The following is a 20767-nucleotide window of genomic DNA, read 5'->3' as shown; positions in this document are numbered from 1 at the left end:
GGATCACCGTTCGGCGACGAGCAGGCAGCCGTCCTCGCCACGGTCGACGAGGAAGCGTCGCTCGGCCACCGTCGTCACCGCCCGGTGGGTGCCGCGCACCAGCGGCCGGATCGCCGTGCCCTGGTCGATGAGCACCTCCCAGCACGACTCCCTGCCCACCCGCGCGTCGATGTCGGCGAGCGGCACGCGGGCCCGGAAGTCGTGGCCGGTGAGGGCGACGGGGAAGTACATCTCCTCGCCGTCGATCCTGCGGCGCAGCCGCACCACCGGCTCTTCGTCGCCCAGGTCGGACAGCACGCCCGCGAACACCAGGTCGCCGCCGTCCAGCTCGCACTCCCCGATCACCGCCCGCGCGTGGCGCAGGCGCAGCCCCCAGGCGCCCTTGACGTTGCGTACCGGCACCACCCACACGCTCGACCGCCGGCGCGGCGGCGGGATGAGCGGCGGCAGCCAGCGCTGGCCTGCGATCCGGGTCTCCAGCCGCAGCCCCTGGCCGCTGACCCCCACGTACATGTCCCACTGGCCGTGCCGGGCGAGCTGCGCCTTGGTCAGGGTCTCGAGGTCGAAGGCGAACCTGAACGGGAACACCTGCTCCTGCACCGAGGTGCCGTCCGCCTGCCTGACGTCCTCCACGACGGGGGCGCTGCCGTTCTCGCAGAGCGGGATGACCTCTCCCCTGCCGCGCTCGCGCAGCCACACACGCAGCCGCACCCGGCGCAGGTCGCCGATGTCGAACCTGCCGACGGCGGCCCGGCCGACCCCCGACAGCACGGTCTCGCGCCAGTCGAGGGTCAGCAGCCGGCTGTCCAGCTGCAGCTGGTGGGACACGTCCGACATGGCCGCCGGCAGCGCGGGGTGCCGGCCGCGCCAGCGCCTGCGCAGCAGCCCGGCGGTGGCGAGCTTGGGCCGCAGGCGGCCCGCCGCCGTGTCGGCGACGGCGCGCGCCAGCTCGTCCAGCCGGCGCCGGTGCAGCAGGTGGACCTGCAGGCGCTGCTCGTACGGGATGCTCTGCCACGCCTCGGACGACACGCCGTCGAGGTAGCGGACCGCCAGGTCGACCAGCTCGGGGTCGGCCGCGGAGCCCATGGCCGCCAGCGCCTCCACGGCCACGCTCATGTCGATGTCGAGGGTGTCGCGGTCGAAGTCGGCCCGGAGCTTCGGCGCGCCCTTGTCGAGGATCTCGGCCGTGAGCAGCACCGAGAGCAGGCGGTCGCGCAGGTTGCCCGGCTCCAGGCAGCGCTGCGTGATGGACGACTCCGGCTCGTCGCGCTGCCGCCAGTGGTAGACGACCCTGGCCACTACGTCGACCGAACGGGCTCCGACGTGGGCCGCCATGGCGACGGGCTGGTCCTCGTACATGCGCTCGGGGAAGCTCAGGCCGAGGCCGTCCCAGAAGGAGCGGCGGTAGATCTTGTTCCACAGCATGCGGTCGCGGATCAGCAGCGGGTGGCGGGTGATGTGCGTGCCCCGGAGCGGCTTGGTGAACGCCTCCTTGTGCGCCCACGACGGCAGCAGCGCGGTGCCGTACAGCCGCTTGACGTTGCCGCAGGCCAGGTCGGAGCCGGTGTCCTCCAGCGAGGACACCAGACGCTTGAACGCGTCGCGCGGCACGACGTCGTCGCCGTCGACGAAGGCGAGATAGCGGCCGGTGGCCAGGCCCACGCCGACGTTGCGGGCGTGGCCGACCCCCTGGTTGGCCTGCCTGACGAACCTGATCCGCGGGTCGGCGGCCACCTTGGCCTCGACGACGGCCGGGCCGCCGTCGGCGCTGCCGTCGTCGATGCAGATCACCTCCAGATCCGTCAGGGTCTGGGCGGTTATGGAGTCGAGGCAGGGTCCGATGTACTTCTCGACATTGTAGAACGGGACGATCACCGACAGGACCGGCACGAGCACTCCTCTTCGTTCCGTCAGCCGGACAGCAGGCGCATGACGCGGCGGGCGACCTTGCGGGGACGGGAGAGCCGGCGGGTGAGGCGGTATCCGAGCGACCTGCGGTAGGCGCCGGCCTTCCGCCGGCTCCTGCGCAGCCTCGCCTTGGTCTTGACCAGTTCCCGCTCACGATAGGTGAGCTTCGTCTCCAGGCGTGCGATCCGCGCCAGCGCGGCGGCGAGCTGGTCGGCCAGGCGGTCACGACCGCGCAGCAGGTCGCGGTACGTGGGCGTGTGCTCGGCCAGCTCGGCGGGCCGGCCCAGCTCGACGTCGAGCTTGCGGGCCTGGTCGACGTCCTTCTGGTCGCATTCGCGCCCCGCCATGGCGCAGAGCGTCAGCGTGAGCTGGTCGGCCTCCAGCGGCCACGGCCACGGGTGGTGGTGACCGGCCGCGAGCAGCCGCACCGCGAACCGCCGCAGGATCCGGCAGAGCGCGACCTTCGGGTCGGGTCGTTCCGGCAGGTCGGCCGGGCGGGCGATGGCGGCGAACCGCGCGCCGTCGTGGACCAGGCTGTCGGTGCCCGCGGACGGGTCGCCGTCCTCGTCCTCCAGCCAGGTGGCCAGGGCGGAGAGCAGTTCGCGGACGGTCGCGACGTCCTCGCGGGCGCAGGCGTCGACGAGGATCTCCTCGACCACCCGGCCCCCGGGGATCGGCTGCTCCTCGCCGTCGGGCAGCCGCCGTACGCCGGCGGGCAGGAGCTCGTACAGCCCCGCCCCTTCCTCGAAGAGGCCCAGCGGCAGCTCGGCCGCGCCTCCCGGCTCCTCAGCGGCACTCACCTCGGTCGCCGAGGAGGTGACCATCTCCTCGGCGGGCGGCTTCTCTGTGGCCGGAGGGCGGGTGGCGATGGCGAGCCACATCGGGGCCAGCTGGTCGCCCAGGCGGTGGCGGAAGACCAGGCGGGTGAGGCGGAGCGGGTCGGCCGCGAGCATGCGCTCGTCCTCCCTGGCGCTCAGCGTGAAGGTGAGCGCGTCCGGCAGGTCCTCCCGCAGCGCCTCCCTGGACATCAGCGCGCGCGGGGCCTGCCGGTCGGGGTAGGCGGCGTAGCAGCGGAGCAGGTTCAGCCCGGCCGCCTCCAGACCGCGGTCGAGGTCGTCGGGACCGCCGGGGTAGCTGGGGTCGAAGCCGTGCGGCGCCCACTGGTCGTCGCCGCACTCCCGGTCGGCGGGCCGCGCCTCCAGGGAGCGGTCGACGCCGAGGTCGTTGCGCACGCCCAGCACCAGCCGCCCGCCCGGCGCCACGAGGCCGGCCAGCGCCGCCAGTGACTGCCGCCACGCGGAGGCGGGCGCCTCGGCGGAGTGCGTCCGCATCAGCCCGTCGAGCGCGAGGACCAGGTCGTACGGCTCGCCCGCGTCGAACACCTCCAGCCGGCCGCAGTACACCGCGAGGTCCGGGTGGCGCTCGCCGAGCGCGCAGGCGTCGGGATAGGAACGCAGCAGCACGGCGGCCGTTCCCGCGGCCTCGGCCACCTCGTCCACCAGCGGCTGCGGGTGCGGGCCGACCAGCAGCACACGGCCGCCCGCCGGCATCAGCCGCCTGATCAGTTCCAGCGCCACGTCCCGCCAGTCCGTGACGCCCGCCACGGCGGACATGTCGGACCACAGCAGCATCTCGCCGCCGATCAGGCTCACGTTCCCTGGCGCCTCGTTCGTGCGTACGCTCACGGCCGCACTCCGCGTGGCTGGCCCTGCCGTACGGATGCCGCTCTGGGCGCCCGGTCGCCGCGCCGCTCGCGCGGCTGCGGGTCCGCGGGGTCGCGGCGGGCGGCCCTGTCCTGGCGTCTCGCGAGCGCCGTCCCCGAGCCGGACGGCGTCGCCGCCGCCCGCGCCCGTCTCCATCCGAACATTCGCCGTAGCTCCTCCGGTGTCGCCTGATACTCGAATCCCAGCTCGCGCCGCGTGATCTCGGCCGCCAGCCCGGGATCGACGCTCGTGCCGTGCAGCTCGGGCCACAGCCGCTTGCGGCGCTCGGTGCCGCCGTACTCGGGGCGTTCGTCCTCGAACTGCATCGGGTCTCCGTACACGGCCACGTCGCAGCCCACCGACGCGCCGTAGAACAGGGCGCTGCCGAGCCGATTGGAGGCCACCCTGCGGTGCCGCCGCAGCTCGACGAGCTGCTTGCGGAGGAAGTCGCGGCCCTTGCCGTCCCAGCGCGATCCGCGGTCGCCGTGGCAGATGACGCGAAAACCCCGCGACTTGTACGCCTGCCGAATGTCCGGGTTCGCGAATTCCAGCCAATACAGGCAGACCGTCACCGGGCCATTCTCGACATCTCGGATTTCGTCGGCGAGTCGCCCGTGATCCCCGCTTACGGAGGATTTCTCCCAGCCGTGGAAGGGATACCAGATCGTGCCCTTGCGCTCTGGACGGACGCCCAACTCCGGCTCCAGTTCGAGCAGATAGATCCAGGGGGCGCCGATCAGGTAGTGGCCCCGGCGGCCCATCGACCAGCCGCGGCGGCGCAGCACGTCCGACCAGATGAAACGGGGATAGCCGGGGCAGCACCACTGGTCGTTCGGGGGGAATCCGTGCAGGTAGTTCCACCCGTGCTGGAGGTAACCCTGGATGCGCCGAGGCGTTTCGTCCGGGATATCGCAATATCTTCCGAGTATGTGGGAGTGCCCGTACCAGTGATTGGATTCGTCCATCATTCCCCCCGTACGGCGGCCGTGTCGTTGCCGACGTTCTCAGTCGCCAACGCGGGGCACGCATCTTTATACGGTTCCATTACTCAGGACGGGTGCTTGGTTTCTCCTCTCGGTCGAATGCCGCTACACTTCGACGTGGTCCGAGCACAGAGAGTGAGTGATCATGAATCATCTCGATCGCCTGCGGGCCGTCTTCCGCATGGCGCTCAACCTTCCCGCCGACGCCGACGTCGACGGGCTGGAATATCGAGCCGTCCCGCAGTGGGACTCCTTGGCCCACATGGCGCTGATCGCGGCCATGGAGGACGAGTTCTCCGTGATGATCGACACCGACGAGATGATCGACATGGCCTCGTTCGCCAAGGCGGCCGAGCTGCTGGAGAAGCATGGCATCGGCGCCACCGCGCTCTGACCCCCGGATCGCGCTCGTCACGGGCTCGACGACCGGCATCGGCCGGGCCGTCGCCGAGACGCTGGCCGCGTCCGGCCACACGGTCGTGATCCACGGCCGCGACGAGGAGCGCGCCGCGAAGGCCGCCGCCGAGACGGCCGCCCTCAGCGGCTGCCCGGCCGACTCCGTCCACGGTGACGTGGCCGACCCCGCGCAGGTCTCCGCCATGATGCGGCAGGTCTTCCAGCGGCACGGCAGGCTCGACGCCCTCGTGGTCAACGCCGGGGTGCACGAGGCCGGGCTGCTCGGCATGACCGGCCACGCCGCCGTCACCCGGCTCTTCGAGGTCAACGCCATGGGGGCGGTCCACACGCTCCAGGGCGCGCTCCGGCTGCTGCGCCGGGGTTCGTCCCCCGCCGTGGTGCTCGTCTCCTCCGTCATGGGCCGCGCCGGAGGCGCCGGCCAGGCGGTCTACTCGGCGACCAAGGCCTCCGTCATCGGCCTCACCCGGGCCGCGGCCAAAGAACTCGGGCCCACGGGCGTCCGGGTCAACGCCGTGGCCCCCGGCTACATCGAGACCCGCATGCTCACCACACTCGACGACCAGTCGCGCGCCGCCACCGTGGCGGCCACCCCGCTCGGCCGCCTCGGCCGGCCCGACGACGTGGCCCACGCGGTCGCGTTCCTGCTGTCGCCCGCGGCGGCGTTCGTCACGGGGCAGGTCCTCGGCGTCGACGGCGGGCTGGTCCTGTGATGTTCCCGCACCCGCAGGCCCGGGTCTTCGCCGCAGGAACCGCCGACGACCTCACCGCGCAGGCCCTGACCGATCGCATCGAGCACGTGGCGGAACGACTCGCCACGCTGCCGCCTGGGCCGCTGTTCTGCGGCATGCGCAACGACCTGGTGTCCGTCCTGCGCTACCTCGGCGCGTGGCACTCCGGGCGGCCGGTCGCGCTGCTCGACCCCGAGCTGCCGGGCGCCGTGCTGGCCGACCTCGCGCGGCGGTTCCGTCCGGCCGCGCTGCTCGGTTTCGCGAACGCGCCCGACGGGCCGCTGCGCCGGCCCGCCGACGGGCCGGCACCGCATCCCGACCTCGCGCTGCTGCTGGCCACGTCGGGCTCGACGGGCGACCCGAAGCTCGTCCGCCTGTCGCGCCGGGCCGTGCTCGACAACGCCGCCGCCATCGCCTCGGCGCTGTCGATCGGGCCGGGCGTCGTCTCGCCCACGAGCCTGCCGATGCACTACAGCTACGGCCTGTCGGTGCTCAACAGCCACCTGATCGCGGGGGCGGCCGTGGTGCTGACCGACGACTCGCTGCTGCAGCGGTCGTTCTGGAACGACGTCGACGCCTATGCCTGCACGTCGCTGGCCGCGGTCCCCTACCAGTACACGATGCTCCAACGGCTGCGCTTCGACCGCGCGAACCACCCGACGCTCACGACCCTCACCCAGGCCGGGGGTCGGCTCGACGAGGCGCTGGTGAAGGAGTTCGCCGCCCAGGCCGACCGCTTCTACGTCATGTACGGGCAGACCGAGGCCACGGCCCGCATCGCCGTCCTGCCGCCCGACCGGCTCGCCGACAAGCCGGGCTCCGTCGGCGTGACCGTGCCGGGCGGGCGGCTCTCCGTCGAGGCCGGAGAGGTCGTCTACCACGGGTCCAACGTGATGATGGGGTACGCCCACACCGCCGCCGATCTTGCACTGGGCGACGAGCTGGGCGGGGTGCTGCGCACCGGCGACCTCGGCGAGCTCGACTCCGAGGGGTTCCTCACCATCACCGGCCGGCTGCGGCGGATCGCGAAGGTCTTCGGCATCCGGGTCAACCTCGACGACATCGAGCGGCTGCTGCACGACGCCGAGCCCGCGGCGGCCACCAGCGGCGACGACCGGGTCACGGTCTGGACGGAGGGGCTCGCCGCCGCCGACCGCGCGGCCCTCGCCCGCCGGCTGGGGGCCGAGCTGCGGGTGCACTGGAGCGCCTTCGACGTACGCAGCATCGACCGCCTGCCGCTCCTGTCCACCGGCAAGATCGACTATCGCGCCCTGGAGTCCCTCACATGACCCACCGAAGGACGCCCGCGGCATGACCGGGCACCGACCCGACCACGGCGGGGCAGCGTGCACAGACGCCACACCATGGCGCGAGACGACGAAGGGCGAGCACCGGCGGCGATGTGAGCGCGCGCGGGCGGCGTACACAGGCGCGCCACCGTGGCGCGAGGTGGCGAAGGGCGAGTGCCGGCGGCGATGTGAGCGCGCGCGGCCGGTGCGTGGTGGGGGTTGCAGGTGAGCGTGTTCCGTCTCACGGCGGCTGAGAAGGAGGCGGTGCTGCTGCCCGAGCTGGTGGAGTTGACCGAGCATCACCGGGCGGCGTGCCTGCCGTACCGGCGGATTCTCGACGCCGTCGGCGCGGCGCCGCCCTACGAGCGGGTCGCCGACCTGCCGTGGCTGCCCGTGCGGCTGTTCAAGACTCACGAGCTGCGCAGCGTCCCCGAGGACCAGGTGTTCCGGGTGCTGACGTCGAGCGGCACGACCGGTCAGCGGCCGAGCCGCGTCTACCTCGACCGGGCGGCGGCCGCCGCGCAGACCCGCATGCTGGCCGCCACGCTGCGCGAGGTGCTGGGCGAGCGGCGGCTGCCGATGCTGGTGGTCGACAGCCGCTCGGTCACGCGCGACCCGACGCTGAGTGCGCGGGGAGCCGGCGTGCTCGGCATGATGACGTTCGGCCGCGACCACACGTTCGTCCTCGACGAGCAGGGGCGGGTCGACGCCGAGGCGGTCAAGGGCTTCCTCGCCCGCCACGGGCACGAGCGGTTCCTGGTGTTCGGGTTCACATTCCTCGTCTGGGTGCACCTGCGCGCCCTCGGGGCCGACCTGTCGCGCGGGGTCCTCGTCCACTCGGGCGGCTGGAAACGGCTGGCCGACCAGGCGGTCGGCAACGCCGAGTTCCGGCGGCGGCTCGCGGACGAATGCGGGCTCACCCGGGTGCACAACTTCTACGGCATGGTCGAGCAGATCGGCACCGTCTTCCTCGAGGGCCCCGACGGCGACGGGCTCTACTGCCCCGACTTCGCCGACGTGGTGATCCGCGACCCCAACACCTGGCAGGAGGCCCCGACGAGCGTGCCCGGGCTGATCGAGGTGGTCAGCACGTTGCCGACGTCCTATCCGGGCCACGTCCTGCTGACCGAGGACCTCGGCGTGGTGCGCGGCGTCGACGACGGCGGCCTGCCGGGCAAGCGGTTCGAGGTCCTCGGCAGGCTGTCGCGCGCCGAGGCGCGCGGCTGCAGCGACACCGCCGGTGACACAGTGGGGCAGAGCTGATGCCGCACGACGCCACCACGCACGACGCCACCGGGCAGGACGCCACCACGCACAGCAACACCACGCACAGCAAGACCACGCACGACGTCACCAGGCACGACAGCGCCTTTCTCGACGACGCCATGCTCGACGTCAGGTTCCCTGCCGACGGCCGGGTGCCGGTCGCGGAGCTGCTCAGCCGGGTCAGGGGTTCGCTGGAGGTCGGCGACGAGCGCGTACGCGACTTCCTGACCGCGTTCGGGCGGCGGCTGCTGCGGCCCGCGCTGGCCCGCCGCCACCCCGAACTCGGCTCGCTCGGGTTCTTCCTGCGGCCCAGCGAGCTCGCCCGCACCGTCGAGAGCCTCGACCGCGAGCACGTACGCGTCCCGCGCGGGCTCGTCCTCCACATCCCGCCCGCCAACGTCGACACCGTCTTCGTCTACTCCTGGGCCCTGTCCGCCCTGATGGGGAACCGCAACGTCGTCCGCCTGTCGCCGCGTTCCGGCGCGGTGTCCGAGGTCATCGTGCGGACGCTGCGCGAGACGCTCGGCGATGCCGATCCCGTGGTCGCCGCGTCCCAGGCGATCGTCTCCTACGAGCGGTCCGACGCCGTCACCTCCGCCCTGTCGGCGGCCTGCGACCTGCGGGTGGTGTGGGGCGGCGACCGTACGGTGACCGAGATCAGGCGGCACCCGCTCGCGCCGCACGCGCGCGAGCTGACCTTCCCCGACCGCTCGTCGTTCGCGGTCGTACGCGCGGCGGCGTGGCTGTGCGCGCCGCGCCCGGCGCGGGTGACGACCGCGGAGGGCTTCGTCAACGACACCTACTGGTTCGACCAGGCCGCCTGCTCCTCGCCCCGCACCGTGTTCTGGGTCGGCGACGAGCGCGACTGCGAGTCGGCGCGGGCCGACTTCACCGACCACGTGGAGCGGGCGGTGACCGCGCGCGGGTGGGGGGTCGACGCGGCGATGGCCGTGGAGAAGCGGGTGTCCACCTACGGGCTGGCCGCCGACGGGCTGGCCGAGAGCGTCGAGTTCCGCGGCAACGCGCTGGCGAACGTGCGCCTGTCGGCAGCGGCGGCGGCCCCGCGGCGCTGGCTCGGCGCGGGGACGTTCGCGCACGCCCGGCTGGCGACGCTCGCCGAGCTCGCGCCGCTGGTGGAGCGGCGCGACCAGACGATGACCCACTTCGGCTTCGGCCGCGAAGAGCTGGAGGAGCTCGCCCGCGGCCTCGCCGGGCGCGGCGTCGACCGCATGGTGCCGGTCGGCAGCGCGCTGAGCTTCCACCGGGTGTGGGACGGCGTCGACCTGCCGGCCGAGTTCACCCGGTTGGTGACCGTCGTCCGATGAGGTTGCCCGCGGGGGTCGTCTGCGCGGTCGCCGTCGTCGCCTTCCTGTCGACCGGGGTCACGGCCCGTGACCTGGCCGTCTTCGCGGCCTACCTCGGGGTCGGGGTGATGCTGCCAGGGACGCTGCTGTGGCGGGCGTTGACCGGCGGACGGGCGCCCGGCGGCCTCGCGGCGGGGCTCGCGTTCGGCTACGCGGTCGAGGTGCTCGCCTACATCCCCGCCAGGGCTGCGGGGATGCCGATGCTCGTGCTCGTTCCGCCCGCCGCGGTGCTGGCGGCGTTCGCCTGCGTGCCGGGGCTGCGGCGGCACTGGCGGGGGGACGCCGGCCGCGACCGCATGCCGGTGTGGTGCGCGTGGACGGTCGCCGCGATCGTCGGCTACCTCGTCGTGTGGAGCACGCTGTTCCTCTACCGGGTGCCGGTCGCCAGGGCGTACGTGGACATGCCCTACCACCTGGCGCTGGTCGGCGAGCTGCGGCGGCACGTCCCGCCGACGCTGCCGTCGGTACTGGGCGAGCCGCTGCCGTACCACTGGTTCGTCTACGCCGAGATGGCCGCCACCAGCCGGGTGACCGGGATCGCCCCCGAGACGCTCGTCTACCGGCTGTCCACGCTGCCGATGGCGGCGGCGACGGCGGTGCTCGTCGTGCTGCTCGGACGGCGGCTGGGCGGGAGCTGGGGTGCGGGCGCGGCGGCGGCCGGGGTGACGTACTTCCTGTTCGGGCCGGTGCTGGTGGACGGCGTCGTGTTCAGCACGCGGTCGATGTTCACGGTGTGGGCCAGCCCCACGCAGACGTTCGGGGCGCTGCTGTTCGTCCCCGTGGTGCTGCTGCTCGGGGAGCGGACGCGGGGCGGCTGGGTGGCGCTCCTCGTGCTGCTGGCGGCGCTGAGCGGGGCCAAGGCGACGTACCTGCCGTTGCTGCTGGCCGGGCTGGTGCTGGTGGTGGCGGTACGCGGGCTGGTGGAGCGGCGGCTGCCCGGTGCGTGGCTGGGAGCGGCGGCGGTCACGCTGGGGTTCCTGGTGTTCGCGCAGGGCGTGCTGTTCGCGGGTGGGTCGCAGGGCACGGTCGTGGCGCCGTTCGCGACCGTGCGGCAGCTGTGGGGGGCGGTGGCGGGCGTACCGACCGCGGAGCTCGCGCCGCTCGTCGTGCTGGCGGGGGTGCATCTGTTCTGTCTGGCCTGCGTGTGGGGCGGGGTGGCGGGGCTCGGCCGACGGGCGCTGGAGCCGTCGATGCTGCTGGTGCTCGGCATCGGCGCGGCGGGGGTCGGCGCGGCGCTGCTGCTCGGGCATCCGGCGGGTTCGCAGCTCTACTTCCTCGAAGGGGCCCGCCCGTACCTGTCGATCGCCGCCGTGTGCGGAGTGCTCGCGGCGGCGCGGGTGTCGTGGGCGCGCGTGGCAGGAACGGTGGGCCTGGGGGTGGGGGCCGCGCTGCTCGTCCCCGTGTTCGGGATCGGTGGCGGGCCGCTGCCGCGGGTGGTGGCGCCGTACGCGGTGCTCGCGGCGCTCCTGGTCGCGGTGGTGGTTGCCGCCAGGTGGCGGCGCGGGGGCACGGTGGCGGTGGCGGTCGCGCTGCTCGCCGGGTACGCCGCGCCGTCGTCGGCCGTGGAGGTGGCCGGGCACGTGCTGCCGCTGGAGCGCAGCGAGCGGCTGATCCCTAAGGGGGCTCTCGCGGCGGCGCGGTGGCTGCGCAGGCACTCCGCGCCCCGCGACGTGGTGGCCACCGACCTGCACTGCCTGCATCCTCGCTGGATCGAGTGCGACAGCAGGCACTACTGGGTGTCGGCGTTCACGCAGCGGCGGGTGCTGGTGGAGGGCTGGGCGTACGCGGAGAGCACCCTCGGGCGCGCGCGGCTGTTCGGGACGCCGTACCTGACGCTGCCGTACGCGGACCCGGCGCGGTTGGCGGCGAACGACGCGGCGTTCCGCGAGCCGTCGGCGCACAACGTCCGGGAGCTCGCCGTGAAATATGGCGTGAAATGGCTGTTCACCCGGATAAATCCGGAGCTGGAGGTCTTTGCCCGGCTTCGGTATCGGAACGCGGCCTTCTCCGTGTACGAGATTCCGCTGGACCCCGCTGATACGCGCCCGGCTCTTTGACGGGTTCCGCGCCCCCTCCGCGACCGGGGTGACCCCGCGACCGACTCGGTGATCGGCACTGTGGTGGTTCCGTGGGTGGATCCGTGGTCACCACGGATGTCCGGGTGGTGCGCCGCGGGACACACTGTGCGTACACGTTGACGAGCACTTGAGGAGCACACCATGACCGGCTCCCCCACCCACGGGACGAGGCACCGATGAGCGCGGACCTCCCTCCGGCCCGCCCGATCGGCCGGCGCGTCCGCGACACGCTGGACCGGCTGGAGCGCGACGTCGACGCCTGGTTCGCCACCGCGGGCCAGGACGGATCGCCCTGCATGGTGCCGCTGTCGTTCCTGTGGGACGGTCGCACCCTGCTCATCTCCACGGCCAGGTCCAACCCGACGGCCAGGTTCCTGGAGGCCACCGGCAAGGTGCGGATCGCGCTCGGACCGACGCGCGACGTCGTCCTCATCGACGGCGAGCTGCGCGAGGTCACGCCGGCCGCCGAGATCCCGGCCGAGATCGGCGACGCCTTCGCCGCCAAGACCGGCTTCGACCCGCGCCGTCTGCGCACGTCGTACCCCTACTTCCGCATCGAGCCGCTCCAGGTGCAGGCCTGGCGCGAGGTGAACGAACTCGCCGGGCGCGACCTCATGGTCGACGGAACCTGGCTCGCCGACCCCCATCACGACTCCGAAGGAGACCTGTCATGAGCAACACCTACGAGGGATTCACGGCCGAGGAGCGGGCCGCCATGAAGGACCACGCCGAGGAGGGCAAGAAGGCGGCCCGCCGCAGCTCGCGCGCGGACAAGGCGGCGCAGGAGGCGCAGGACGTCCTCGCGAAGATCGCCGAGATGCCGGAGTCGGACCGGGTCATGGCCGAACGTGTCCACGCGGTCATCACCTCCGCCGCCCCGGAGCTGGCGCCGAGGCTCTGGTACGGGATGCCGGCCTACGCCAGGAACGGCAAGATCGTCTGCCACTTCCAGGCCGCGGCCAAGTTCAAGACCCGCTACGCCACCCTCGGCTTCAGCGACCAGGCGAACCTGGACGACGCCACCATGTGGCCGGTGGTCTTCGCCCTCGCCGAGGTCACCCCCGACGTCGAGGCGCGGATCGCCGCTCTGGTGAAGCAGGCGCTGGGCTGAGTCCCGAGGCGGGGCCCGGCGCCCTCAGGCAAAGCCTGGTCCTGCTTCGCGGAATATTGACGGGAAATCGTACGCGCCCCTCTGGACCCCGCCGTCACGATGCTCGGTGAACCCGCCCGTGCCGAGCATCCCAGGGGAGTCCATGGACACGCGTGTCGCCACCGAGCCGAGCCCCCGTCTCCCCGCTCCCCGCCTCGGGCTCGCCGACGTGGACATCGTGATCCCCGTGCTGAACGAGGAACGCGCCCTGCCGGGCTGCGTCCGTACGCTGACCGCGTTCCTCGACCGGGAGTTCCCGCTGCCGTGGCGGGTCACGATCGTCGACAACGGCAGCACCGACGCCACCTGGCCTGTCGCCGCCGCGCTGGCCCGCGAGCACGAGCAGGTGCACGCCCGCCGACTCGACGTCCGGGGGCGTGGCGCCGCACTGCGGGCGGCGTGGCGCGACAGCCCGGCCGACATCGTCGCGTACATGGACGTCGATCTGTCCACCGACCTCGGTGCGCTGTTCCCGCTGGTCGCCTCGGTGGCGAGCGGGCACTCCGAGATCGCGCTCGGCTCCCGGCTGGCGCACGGCGCGCGCACCCAGCGCACGCTGCGCCGCGAGATCGTCTCGCGCGCCTACAACCTCCTGCTCAGGTACGGCTTCGGCGCGCGCTTCAGCGACGCCCAGTGCGGCTTCAAGGCCGCGCGGGCCGACGTGGTCAGGCCGCTCATGGCCAGGGTCGAGGACGACTCCTGGTTCTTCGACACCGAGCTGCTGCTGCTGGCCGAGCACAACGGGCTGCGCGTGCACGAGGTGCCGGTCGACTGGATCGAGGACGCCGACTCGCGTGTCCGGATCTTCCGTACCGCCGTCGACGACCTGAAGGGGCTGGCACGGGTCGCCTGGTCGATGGCGAGAGGACGCGCCCGCGTCGCCGTGGCGCGGCCCGAGCCGATCCCGACGCATCCCGACGCGGTGCTCCCGCGACGGGGGACTGCGACGGCGGCGCGCGTGGCCTCGCTCGCCGCCGTCGGCACGCTGTCCGGCCTCCTGTGCGCTCTCGTCTACCTGCCGCTGCGTCAGCTGTGGCCGCCGTCGGTGACGAACCTCGGCGCGCTCGCCCTGGTCGGGCTGCTCCACGCCGGGGCCGGACGCCGGTGGCTGTCCCGGCCGCGCGCCACCCCGTACCTTCGCGCGGCGGCGCTCTTCGCGACCGGGCTGCTCCTCACCTCCGTGGCGGTGCTCGCGCTACCGCCCGGCGCGGGCCGCCCGGCGGAGGCCGGGGTGGTGGCGTTCGCGGTGGCCGCCGCGTACCTCCTGCTCACCCTTCTTCCCGCCCGTACGAGGAAGTGATCGATGGACGGCTCCGAGATCCGCCGCCTCACCGCGCTCGAAGGCACCCACTGGTGGTACCGCGAGCGGCGGGCCGTCCTGCGCCGGGAGCTACGGCGGCTGGGCCGTGCCGGACGGGCGCTGGACCTCGGCGCGGCCGGCGGCGGCAACACCCGGGTGCTGGTCGAGGAGGGCTGGGACGCCGCGGCGACCGACTTCTGCGAGACCGCGGTCGAGGTGGCCAGGGAGCGCGGGCTGAACGCGGTGCGCGCCGACGCGCGGGCGCTGCCGTTCGAGGCGGACAGCGTGGACCTGGTGACCGCGTTCGACGTGCTGGAGCACATCGAGGAGGACGACCTGGTCACCGCGGAGATCGCCCGCGTGCTCTCGCCGGGCGGGCACGCGCTGCTCGCCGTGCCGTGCGACATGGCGCTGTGGTCGGCTCACGACGACGCCGTCGGGCATGTACGCCGCTACGAGCGTGAGTCGCTGACCGTCGTGGTGGAGAAGGCGGGGCTGGAGGTGGAGCGGGTGTGGAGCTGGAACGTGCTCCTGCGCCCGGTCGTCGCCCTGCACCGCCGCCGCTCGCGGGGCAGCGACCTACGACGGACGTCGCCGCTGGTCAACACCGCCCTGACGGCGATCATCCGCACCGAACGCCACCTCCCCACCACCACGCTCAAAGGCGTCACCCTCTTCCTGCGAGCCCGCCTCCCCCACTGACCGAGGGGCAGGACCCCCGCTGACTGAAGGCCCTCTCCCGAAGAACCACCGCCTTCACGGGACACCCCGATCTTGACGAAAGCTTTGCCGTTAGGCTTCGCCTGTGGTTATTCATGCCCTTCTCGCGGCCACGCTGGCCCTGACCTCTGTCCCCGCCCAGGCGAGCACGACCGCCGCCACGGCGAGCGTCGACTGCAGCCGGGTGAAGTGCCTGGCCCTCACGTTCGACGACGGCCCGGGCCCGTACACGAACGCCCTGCTCAAGACCCTCGCCAAGGCGAAGGTCAAGGCGACGTTCTTCCTGGTCGGCAAGCGGGTCGACCAGCATCCCGAGATCGCGCGGCAGATCCTCGCGAAGGGCCACGCGATCGGCAACCACACCTACTCCCACGCCCGGCTCCTGTCGCTGCTCGACAGCGAGGTCCTCACCGAGCTGAAGGCCGGCCAGGAGTCGATCGAGAAGGCCACGGGCGTGCGGCCGAAGATGTACCGCCCGCCGTACGGGCACACCGACCAGCGCGTGCTCAGCATCGCCGACGGTCAGGAGCTGGCGGAGATCATGTGGACGGGCAGCACCCTCGACTGGGACCTGCGCGACACCAAGAAGATCAAGGCCGCGGTGATGCGGCTGGCCAAGCGCGACGGCGCCATCCTCATGCACGACGTGGTGCCGCAGACGGTGAAGGTCATGCCCGAGATCCTCAAGGAGCTCAAGAAGCAGGGCTACCATCTCGTCACGGTCCCCACGCTGCTGGGCGGCAAGGGCCCGAAGGCCGGCACGAGCTACTTCCACCGCTGAGGCGCCAGGAGCCACGCGGCCCGGCCGGGCCGTAGCCAGGACCCCAAGACGGGCAAAAAGGAGCGTCACGGGGGCCGCGTGGCTGCGCCGCTGACGGTACGGGCATGCGGCAGGCTGCCTGCCAGGACGTAGTACGCCGCCCGGCAGCCCGAGGTCGCAACCATGACGAGTGACAGCAGGCCCAGGGGCGCCCTCACGATCTTCCTGGTCGTCCAGGCGATCCTGGCAGTCTGGTGGGCGGCCTTCCACCCCGGCCTGTTCAGCCGCGACTCCGTCCTCTACCTGAGCCACACCATGGCCGGGCCGTGGGTGAGCGACCATTCGGTGGTCTACGACGCGCTGATGTGGCTGAGCTTCACCGTGACCGGCGACCTCGGGGCCGTCACGTTCGCGCAGACGACGGCCATGGCGGCCGCGCTGACGTATCTGGCGCAGTCGCTGAAGGCGCTGGGCGCGCCGCGCGCGCTGACCACCGTGGTGGCCCTGCTGATGCCGCTGGCTCCGCCCGTCGGCGCGTTCACGGTGACGCTGTGGAAGGACGTGCCGTTCACGATCTGCGCGGTCGCGGTGGCGGGAGTGTGCGCCCGCGTGGCGGCCCGCCGCGCCGTGACCGTGCCGGCGCTGCTCGCGCTCGGGGCGCTGTTCGCGGCGCTCGGGCTGTTCCGCGCCAACGGGTTCCTCGTGACGGGGCTCGCCGTGGCGGCGCTCGCGGTGGTCGTCCGTACGGCTCGGGTGCGGCTGCTGGTCGTCGGCGGGATCGCCGCCGCGCTCCCGCTCGCCCTCAACACCATGCTCTTCCCGCGCCTCGGCATCGCGCCCGCGTCGAACACGTACGTCTACCACACCGCGTACGGCGACATCGCGGTCGCCTACCGGGAGCGGCCCGAGCTGTTCACCGGCCCCGACCTCGCCCTGCTGGAGTCGGTGGCGCCGCTCGCCCACTGGCGCGACAGCGGCACGTGCCACACCGTCAGCCCGCTCATCTGGCGCAACGGCTTCAGCTGGACGCAGGCCGACATGCGCGCCTCCGAGCTGCTGGCCCTGTGGCGGCGGCTGCTGGTGACCGACCCGGCGACCGTCGTGGCGGCCCGGTGGTGCCGGGGCGCGATCGCGTGGCGTCCCGAGCAGAGCGGCGTGACCTACCGGTTCTCGCTGCAGCCGGACGCCGACGCGTACGTCGGGCCGGGCAAGGTGGCCGACTTCCCCGGCAGGGAGGTGTTCTCGCTCCGGCCGCTGAACGCGGAGCTGCACCGAGCGGCCGACAGGTGGCTGACCGCGACCCTGGAGCCCCGCTACGACTGGATGCTGTGGCGGGGGGCGTCGTGGGCGTACCTGTGCTACGCGGCCGCGGCGCTCGCGGCGTGGGCGCTGCGCGACCGCGTCGTGCTCGCGGTGGCGGCGGTGGTGGCGGGTCAGCAGGTGGCCGTGCTGGTCAACATCTCGGCGCAGGACTTCCGGTACATGGCCGCGCCGATCGTCATCGGGATGCTGATGGTGCCGCTGCTGCTGGGCAGTGCCGGCTCGCTGCTCGCGCAGGGCGTACGCGCGCTGTGGCGGCGGCTGCGGCCCGCGGCCACACCGCCGGCGGAACGCGAGGACGACCCCACGGACCCCCTGCCCGAGCCGGTGCCGGGTGTCGCGGATCCGGAGGACGAACCGACCCAACCGCTGGAGGAGATCACACAGCCGATCCCGGCGCTGCCGCACCCGCGGATCGACCAGGACGGCTAGGCGGTGGGCTCGTCACCACCGGCCGCGGAGACGCGACCCGGCAGGCGCACCACCGTGACGAAGAACTCGTCGATCTGCCGGATGACCGTCATGAACCGGTCGAGGTCGACGGGCTTGGTCACGTAAGCGTTGGCGTACAGCTTGTAGCTGCGCAAAATGTCCTCCTCGGCGGAGGACGTCGTGAGGACGACGACGGGGATCGCGCGCAGCTCGGGATCGCCCTTGATCTGCTCCAGCACCTGGCGGCCGTCGTACTTGGGCAGGTTGAGGTCGAGCAGGATGAGGTCGGGACGCGGCGCGCCGGCGTGGACGCCGCGCTGGTAGAGGAAGTCGAGCGCCTCGAGGCCGTCACGCACCACGTGGAGGTTGTTGCGGATCTTGTTGTCCTCGAACGCCTCGCGCGTGATGAGCTCGTCACCGGGATCGTCCTCGACGAGAAGCACTTCGATGGGATGCCCGGTCGTCATGGGTCGGTTCCTTCGTGGTCGGTGCCCGCAGGCTCGGGCCGGGACCGGTGAGTGCCGGCCGGCAGCGTGAAGCACAGGCGCGCGCCGCCGGTGCGGGCGGAGTCGAGCCAGATTCTGCCGTCGTGATTCTCGACGATTTTCTTGCACATCGCCAAGCCGATACCCGTTCCGCTGTAGGCCTCACGGCTGTGCAACCGCTGGAAGATCACAAAGATCTTGTCGGCGAACTCGGCCTCGATGCCGATGCCGTTGTCCTCGACCGAGAACAGCCAGCCGTCGTCGGCGGGCTCGCAGCCGACGCGGATCACCGGCGGGCGTTCCTGATCGCGGAACTTGATGGCGTTGCTGACGAGGTTCTGCCACAGCAGGCCCAGCATGGTGGGGTCGCCCATCACCTCCGGCAGCTCGTCGGGGCGCTCGATCGTGGCGCCCGACTCCTCGACCGCGGCCGACAGGTCGTCGATCACCTTGTCGAGGGTGCGGCCCAGGTCGACGGGACGGCGGTCGCCGTGCAGGCGGCCCACCCGCGAGAAGCTCAGCAGGTCGTTGATCAGCACCTGCATGCGGGTCGCGCCGTCGACCGCGAACCGGATGTACTGGGTGCCGCGTTCGTCCAGGGACGAGCCGTACCGCTTCTCGAGCAGCTGGCAGAATGTGGCGATCTTACGCAGCGGCTCCTGCAGGTCGTGCGAGGCGACGTACGCGAACTGCTCCAGCTCGGCGTTCGAGCGGCGCAACTCCACCGCCTGGGCGTCGAGGTCGTCGGCCTGCCGGCGCAGCTGGAGCTGCTGGCGGCGCGAGTCGTCCAGCGCATCGACGATCCTGACGCGCATCTGCTCGACGTCGCGCGCCACCTCGCGCAGGTCGGCGGGGCCGCGTTCGGGGATGGCGTAGGCGAAGTCGCCCGCGGAGATGCGGCGGGAGGCCCTGCGCAGCTCGTCGAGCGGCCGCCCGACCGCGCGCCGCAGCAGCACCGTCATCGACAGCGCGGCCAGCGGGAAGATCACGATCATGGCGATGAACGCGCCGTTACGGGTGCGCTCGGCCCCCTCCAGCTGCTCCTGGACCTGCGCGCGCTGCTCCGACAGCCGCTGCTGCTGCCGCTGCAGGAGCGCCCTGATGCCGTCGAAGGCCCGCTTGCCCGCCTCGACCTGCCCGGGGGGGACGGAGCCGTCTGTCCGGCGCCGCTCGGTCAGGGGCTCGGCGTAGTCCCTGCGCCAGGCCTGCGCCCGCTCCCTGATGGCGGCCAGGTCGGCGAGCAGCTCGGGGTTGCCGGACACGAGGGCGGTCAGCCGCGCGTCGCTGCGCTGCTCGGCGGCCAGGCCGTCGGCGTACGGCTGGAGGAACTCAGGGGTACCGGTCAGCAGGTAGCCGCGCACCCCGGTCTCCTGGTCGACCAGGGCCTTCTGCAGCTGGCCCGCCGCGATGCCGGCCGGCGAGACCCGCATGGTGAGCTCGTCGGTGAGCTGGTTCGTCCGGTCGAGGGTGACGGCGCCGACCCCCGCGCACACCACGACGAGGATCATGATGGCGGCGAAGACGACGACGAACCACCCGTGCACGGTCAGCCGCCGCCAGGAGCCCACTTCGTTCACGACCGTCCCTTCCAGCGCAGGTGGACCACGGCGAGGTCGTCGGCGGCGGCCTCGGGCGCGGTGACCGCCTCGACGTCGGCGAGCAGCGCGTCGAGGAACCCCTCGGCGTCGAGATGAGCATGGCGGCGGGCCAGGTCGGCCAGGCCGTCCTCGCCCAGCCATCGCGACCGGCCGCCGGGCAACCGGCGTTCGAAGAGCCCGTCGGTGTAGAGCGTGAGGCCGGCGCCTTCCGGCAGCTCCAGCACCTCCTGAGGCCAGTCGGCCTCGACGGGCAGCCCGAGCGCGAGGCTCGGCCCGAACTCGGCGAGGGTGACCTGATCGCCGTCGTGCAGCAGCAGGCCGGGATGCCCCGCCCGCCACAGCCTCACCGTACGCTGGTCGGGCTCCAGCAGCAGCGTGGTCATCGTCACGAAGATCTCGGCTCCCGGCCGCTCCGCCTCGTGAATGCGTTCGAGGCGGCGCAGCAGGGCGGCCCCGGTCACGCCGCTGAGCACCAGCGCCCGCCAGGCGATGCGCAGGCAGACGCCGAGCGCCGCCTCGTCGGGGCCGTGGCCGCACACGTCGCCGATCACCACGTGCACGCACTTGTCGTCGGACTCGACGACGTCGAAGAAGTCGCCGCCCAGCGTGGCGGAGCCCCTGCTCGCGCGGTAGCGGGTGGCGACCTCGATCGGCATCGACTGCAGCAGCGGCGTCGGCAGCAGGCCACGTTCGAGGCGGGCGTTCTCCTCGGCCCGCATCCGCGCGGCGTGCAGCGCCACGACCGCCTGCTCGGCCTGCTTGCGCTGCATGGCGTAGCGCAGCGTACGGCCCAGCCACTCGGGCTCGACCCGGCCCTTGACCAGGTAGTCCTGGGCTCCGGCGGTCACCGCCGCGAGCCCCGCGCGCTCCTCGGCCAGGCCGGTGAGCACCACCACGGCCGCGTCACCGGCCGCCTCCAGCACCGCCGACAGCGCCGAGAACCCGTGCGCGTCGGGCAGCCCGAGGTCGAGCAGGACGCACTGGGGGCGCAGGCGCGGCAACGCGCGCCTCGCCGCGTCGACCGACCGCACCCACTCCAGCCGTACGGAGAAGCCGCTGTCGGCCAGTAATTCCTCGACGATCAGCGCGTCCTGGGGGTCGTCCTCCACGAGCAGCACCAGTGGCCGCCCGCCGTCCTCACATCCGTGGGCCATGCGGGACCCGCCGCCCTTCAGGACCGTGCACGCCGAGCACCTGACCATCCTTCCGATTTCTCACCGTACGCGGTGTGCGCCGGCGACGGGGGACAGCCTCTCTTCCCCGCTT

The 20767-nt window shown here is 72.8% G+C and carries 18 protein-coding genes; 12 read left to right on the top strand and 6 right to left on the bottom strand.

The window, feature by feature from the left end:
• Positions 1 to 3: 3 nt before the first annotated feature.
• From BLR04_RS25585 to BLR04_RS25575, 3 genes are read right to left on the bottom strand one after another with little or no spacing between them, the layout of a single operon-like run.
• Entirely contained in the window at positions 4 to 1890 is a 1887-nt protein-coding gene (locus BLR04_RS25585) for a glycosyltransferase family 2 protein (RefSeq protein WP_143022193.1), read from the bottom strand.
• 20 nt (positions 1891 to 1910) lie between these two features.
• Positions 1911 to 3593 carry a class I SAM-dependent methyltransferase gene (locus BLR04_RS25580; protein WP_090769845.1) on the bottom strand — a complete coding sequence of 561 codons (1683 nt, stop codon included), beginning with the start codon at positions 3591 to 3593 and terminating at the stop codon, positions 1911 to 1913.
• On the bottom strand, positions 3590 to 4579 hold the full coding sequence (locus BLR04_RS25575) for a hypothetical protein (protein ID WP_245740494.1): 990 nt from the start codon (positions 4577 to 4579) through the stop codon (positions 3590 to 3592). The genes BLR04_RS25580 and BLR04_RS25575 overlap by 4 nt, the downstream gene beginning before the upstream one ends.
• Before the next feature lie 160 nt (positions 4580 to 4739).
• Here BLR04_RS25575 and BLR04_RS25570 point away from each other — a divergent pair, with 160 nt between their 5' ends.
• The 12 genes from BLR04_RS25570 to BLR04_RS25515 all read left to right on the top strand — a co-directional run bounded on the left by BLR04_RS25570 (position 4740) and on the right by BLR04_RS25515 (position 17418).
• Positions 4740 to 4988, top strand: coding sequence for an acyl carrier protein (locus BLR04_RS25570; protein WP_090769937.1), 249 nt, complete (start codon positions 4740 to 4742; stop codon positions 4986 to 4988).
• Positions 4963 to 5721, top strand: coding sequence for an SDR family NAD(P)-dependent oxidoreductase (locus BLR04_RS25565; protein ID WP_090769843.1), 759 nt, complete (start codon positions 4963 to 4965; stop codon positions 5719 to 5721). Before BLR04_RS25570 ends, BLR04_RS25565 begins: the two co-directional genes overlap by 26 nt.
• Positions 5721 to 7028, top strand: a complete 1308-nt coding sequence (locus BLR04_RS25560) for an AMP-binding protein (RefSeq protein ID WP_090769841.1) — start codon at positions 5721 to 5723, stop codon at positions 7026 to 7028. The genes BLR04_RS25565 and BLR04_RS25560 overlap by 1 nt, the downstream gene beginning before the upstream one ends.
• A gap of 225 nt (positions 7029 to 7253) precedes the next feature.
• Positions 7254 to 8291 (top strand): LuxE/PaaK family acyltransferase, encoded by a 1038-nt coding sequence (locus BLR04_RS25555; RefSeq protein ID WP_090769935.1) that lies wholly within the window; start codon positions 7254 to 7256, stop codon positions 8289 to 8291.
• The gene (locus BLR04_RS25550; RefSeq protein ID WP_218129149.1) at positions 8291 to 9619 is read left to right on the top strand and encodes an acyl-CoA reductase; all 1329 of its coding nucleotides are present in this window, start codon (positions 8291 to 8293) and stop codon (positions 9617 to 9619) included. Before BLR04_RS25555 ends, BLR04_RS25550 begins: the two co-directional genes overlap by 1 nt.
• Entirely contained in the window at positions 9616 to 11715 is a 2100-nt protein-coding gene (locus tag BLR04_RS25545; protein ID WP_143022192.1) for a hypothetical protein, read from the top strand. The genes BLR04_RS25550 and BLR04_RS25545 overlap by 4 nt, the downstream gene beginning before the upstream one ends.
• A gap of 197 nt (positions 11716 to 11912) precedes the next feature.
• Positions 11913 to 12410, top strand: coding sequence for a pyridoxamine 5'-phosphate oxidase family protein (locus BLR04_RS25540; RefSeq protein WP_090769837.1), 498 nt, complete (start codon positions 11913 to 11915; stop codon positions 12408 to 12410).
• Entirely contained in the window at positions 12407 to 12847 is a 441-nt protein-coding gene (locus BLR04_RS25535; protein WP_090769835.1) for an iron chaperone, read from the top strand. Before BLR04_RS25540 ends, BLR04_RS25535 begins: the two co-directional genes overlap by 4 nt.
• 142 nt (positions 12848 to 12989) lie before the next feature.
• Positions 12990 to 14186 (top strand): glycosyltransferase, encoded by a 1197-nt coding sequence (locus tag BLR04_RS25530; RefSeq protein ID WP_090769833.1) that lies wholly within the window; start codon positions 12990 to 12992, stop codon positions 14184 to 14186.
• Positions 14187 to 14189: 3 nt separating this feature from the next.
• Positions 14190 to 14888: a class I SAM-dependent methyltransferase gene (locus tag BLR04_RS25525; RefSeq protein ID WP_090769831.1), complete on the top strand. Its 699-nt coding sequence runs from the start codon at positions 14190 to 14192 to the stop codon at positions 14886 to 14888.
• A 103-nt stretch (positions 14889 to 14991) separates the two neighbouring features.
• A complete protein-coding gene (locus tag BLR04_RS25520; RefSeq protein ID WP_090769830.1) occupies positions 14992 to 15687 on the top strand; it encodes a polysaccharide deacetylase family protein in 696 nt (231 codons plus the stop codon).
• 162 nt (positions 15688 to 15849) lie between these two features.
• Positions 15850 to 17418 carry a hypothetical protein gene (locus tag BLR04_RS25515; RefSeq protein ID WP_090769828.1) on the top strand — a complete coding sequence of 523 codons (1569 nt, stop codon included), beginning with the start codon at positions 15850 to 15852 and terminating at the stop codon, positions 17416 to 17418.
• On the opposite strand, the gene BLR04_RS25510 is transcribed toward BLR04_RS25515, so the two are convergent.
• From BLR04_RS25510 to BLR04_RS25500, 3 genes are read right to left on the bottom strand one after another with little or no spacing between them, the layout of a single operon-like run.
• Positions 17415 to 17885, bottom strand: a complete 471-nt coding sequence (locus tag BLR04_RS25510; RefSeq protein WP_090769826.1) for a response regulator — start codon at positions 17883 to 17885, stop codon at positions 17415 to 17417. The two genes, BLR04_RS25515 and BLR04_RS25510, sit on opposite strands and share 4 nt — an antisense overlap.
• A complete protein-coding gene (locus BLR04_RS25505; RefSeq protein WP_218129148.1) occupies positions 17882 to 19480 on the bottom strand; it encodes a sensor histidine kinase in 1599 nt (532 codons plus the stop codon). The genes BLR04_RS25510 and BLR04_RS25505 overlap by 4 nt, the downstream gene beginning before the upstream one ends.
• The gene (locus tag BLR04_RS25500) at positions 19477 to 20655 is read right to left on the bottom strand and encodes a PP2C family protein-serine/threonine phosphatase (RefSeq protein ID WP_090769929.1); all 1179 of its coding nucleotides are present in this window, start codon (positions 20653 to 20655) and stop codon (positions 19477 to 19479) included. The genes BLR04_RS25505 and BLR04_RS25500 overlap by 4 nt, the downstream gene beginning before the upstream one ends.
• Positions 20656 to 20767 lie beyond the last annotated feature (112 nt).

The sequence above is a fragment of the Nonomuraea maritima genome (assembly GCF_900100395.1).
GTDB classification, from domain to species: Bacteria; Actinomycetota; Actinomycetes; order Streptosporangiales; family Streptosporangiaceae; genus Nonomuraea; species Nonomuraea maritima.
Note: the sequence above shows the minus strand (reverse complement) of the source record. Positions and strands in the feature narration are given on the sequence as shown.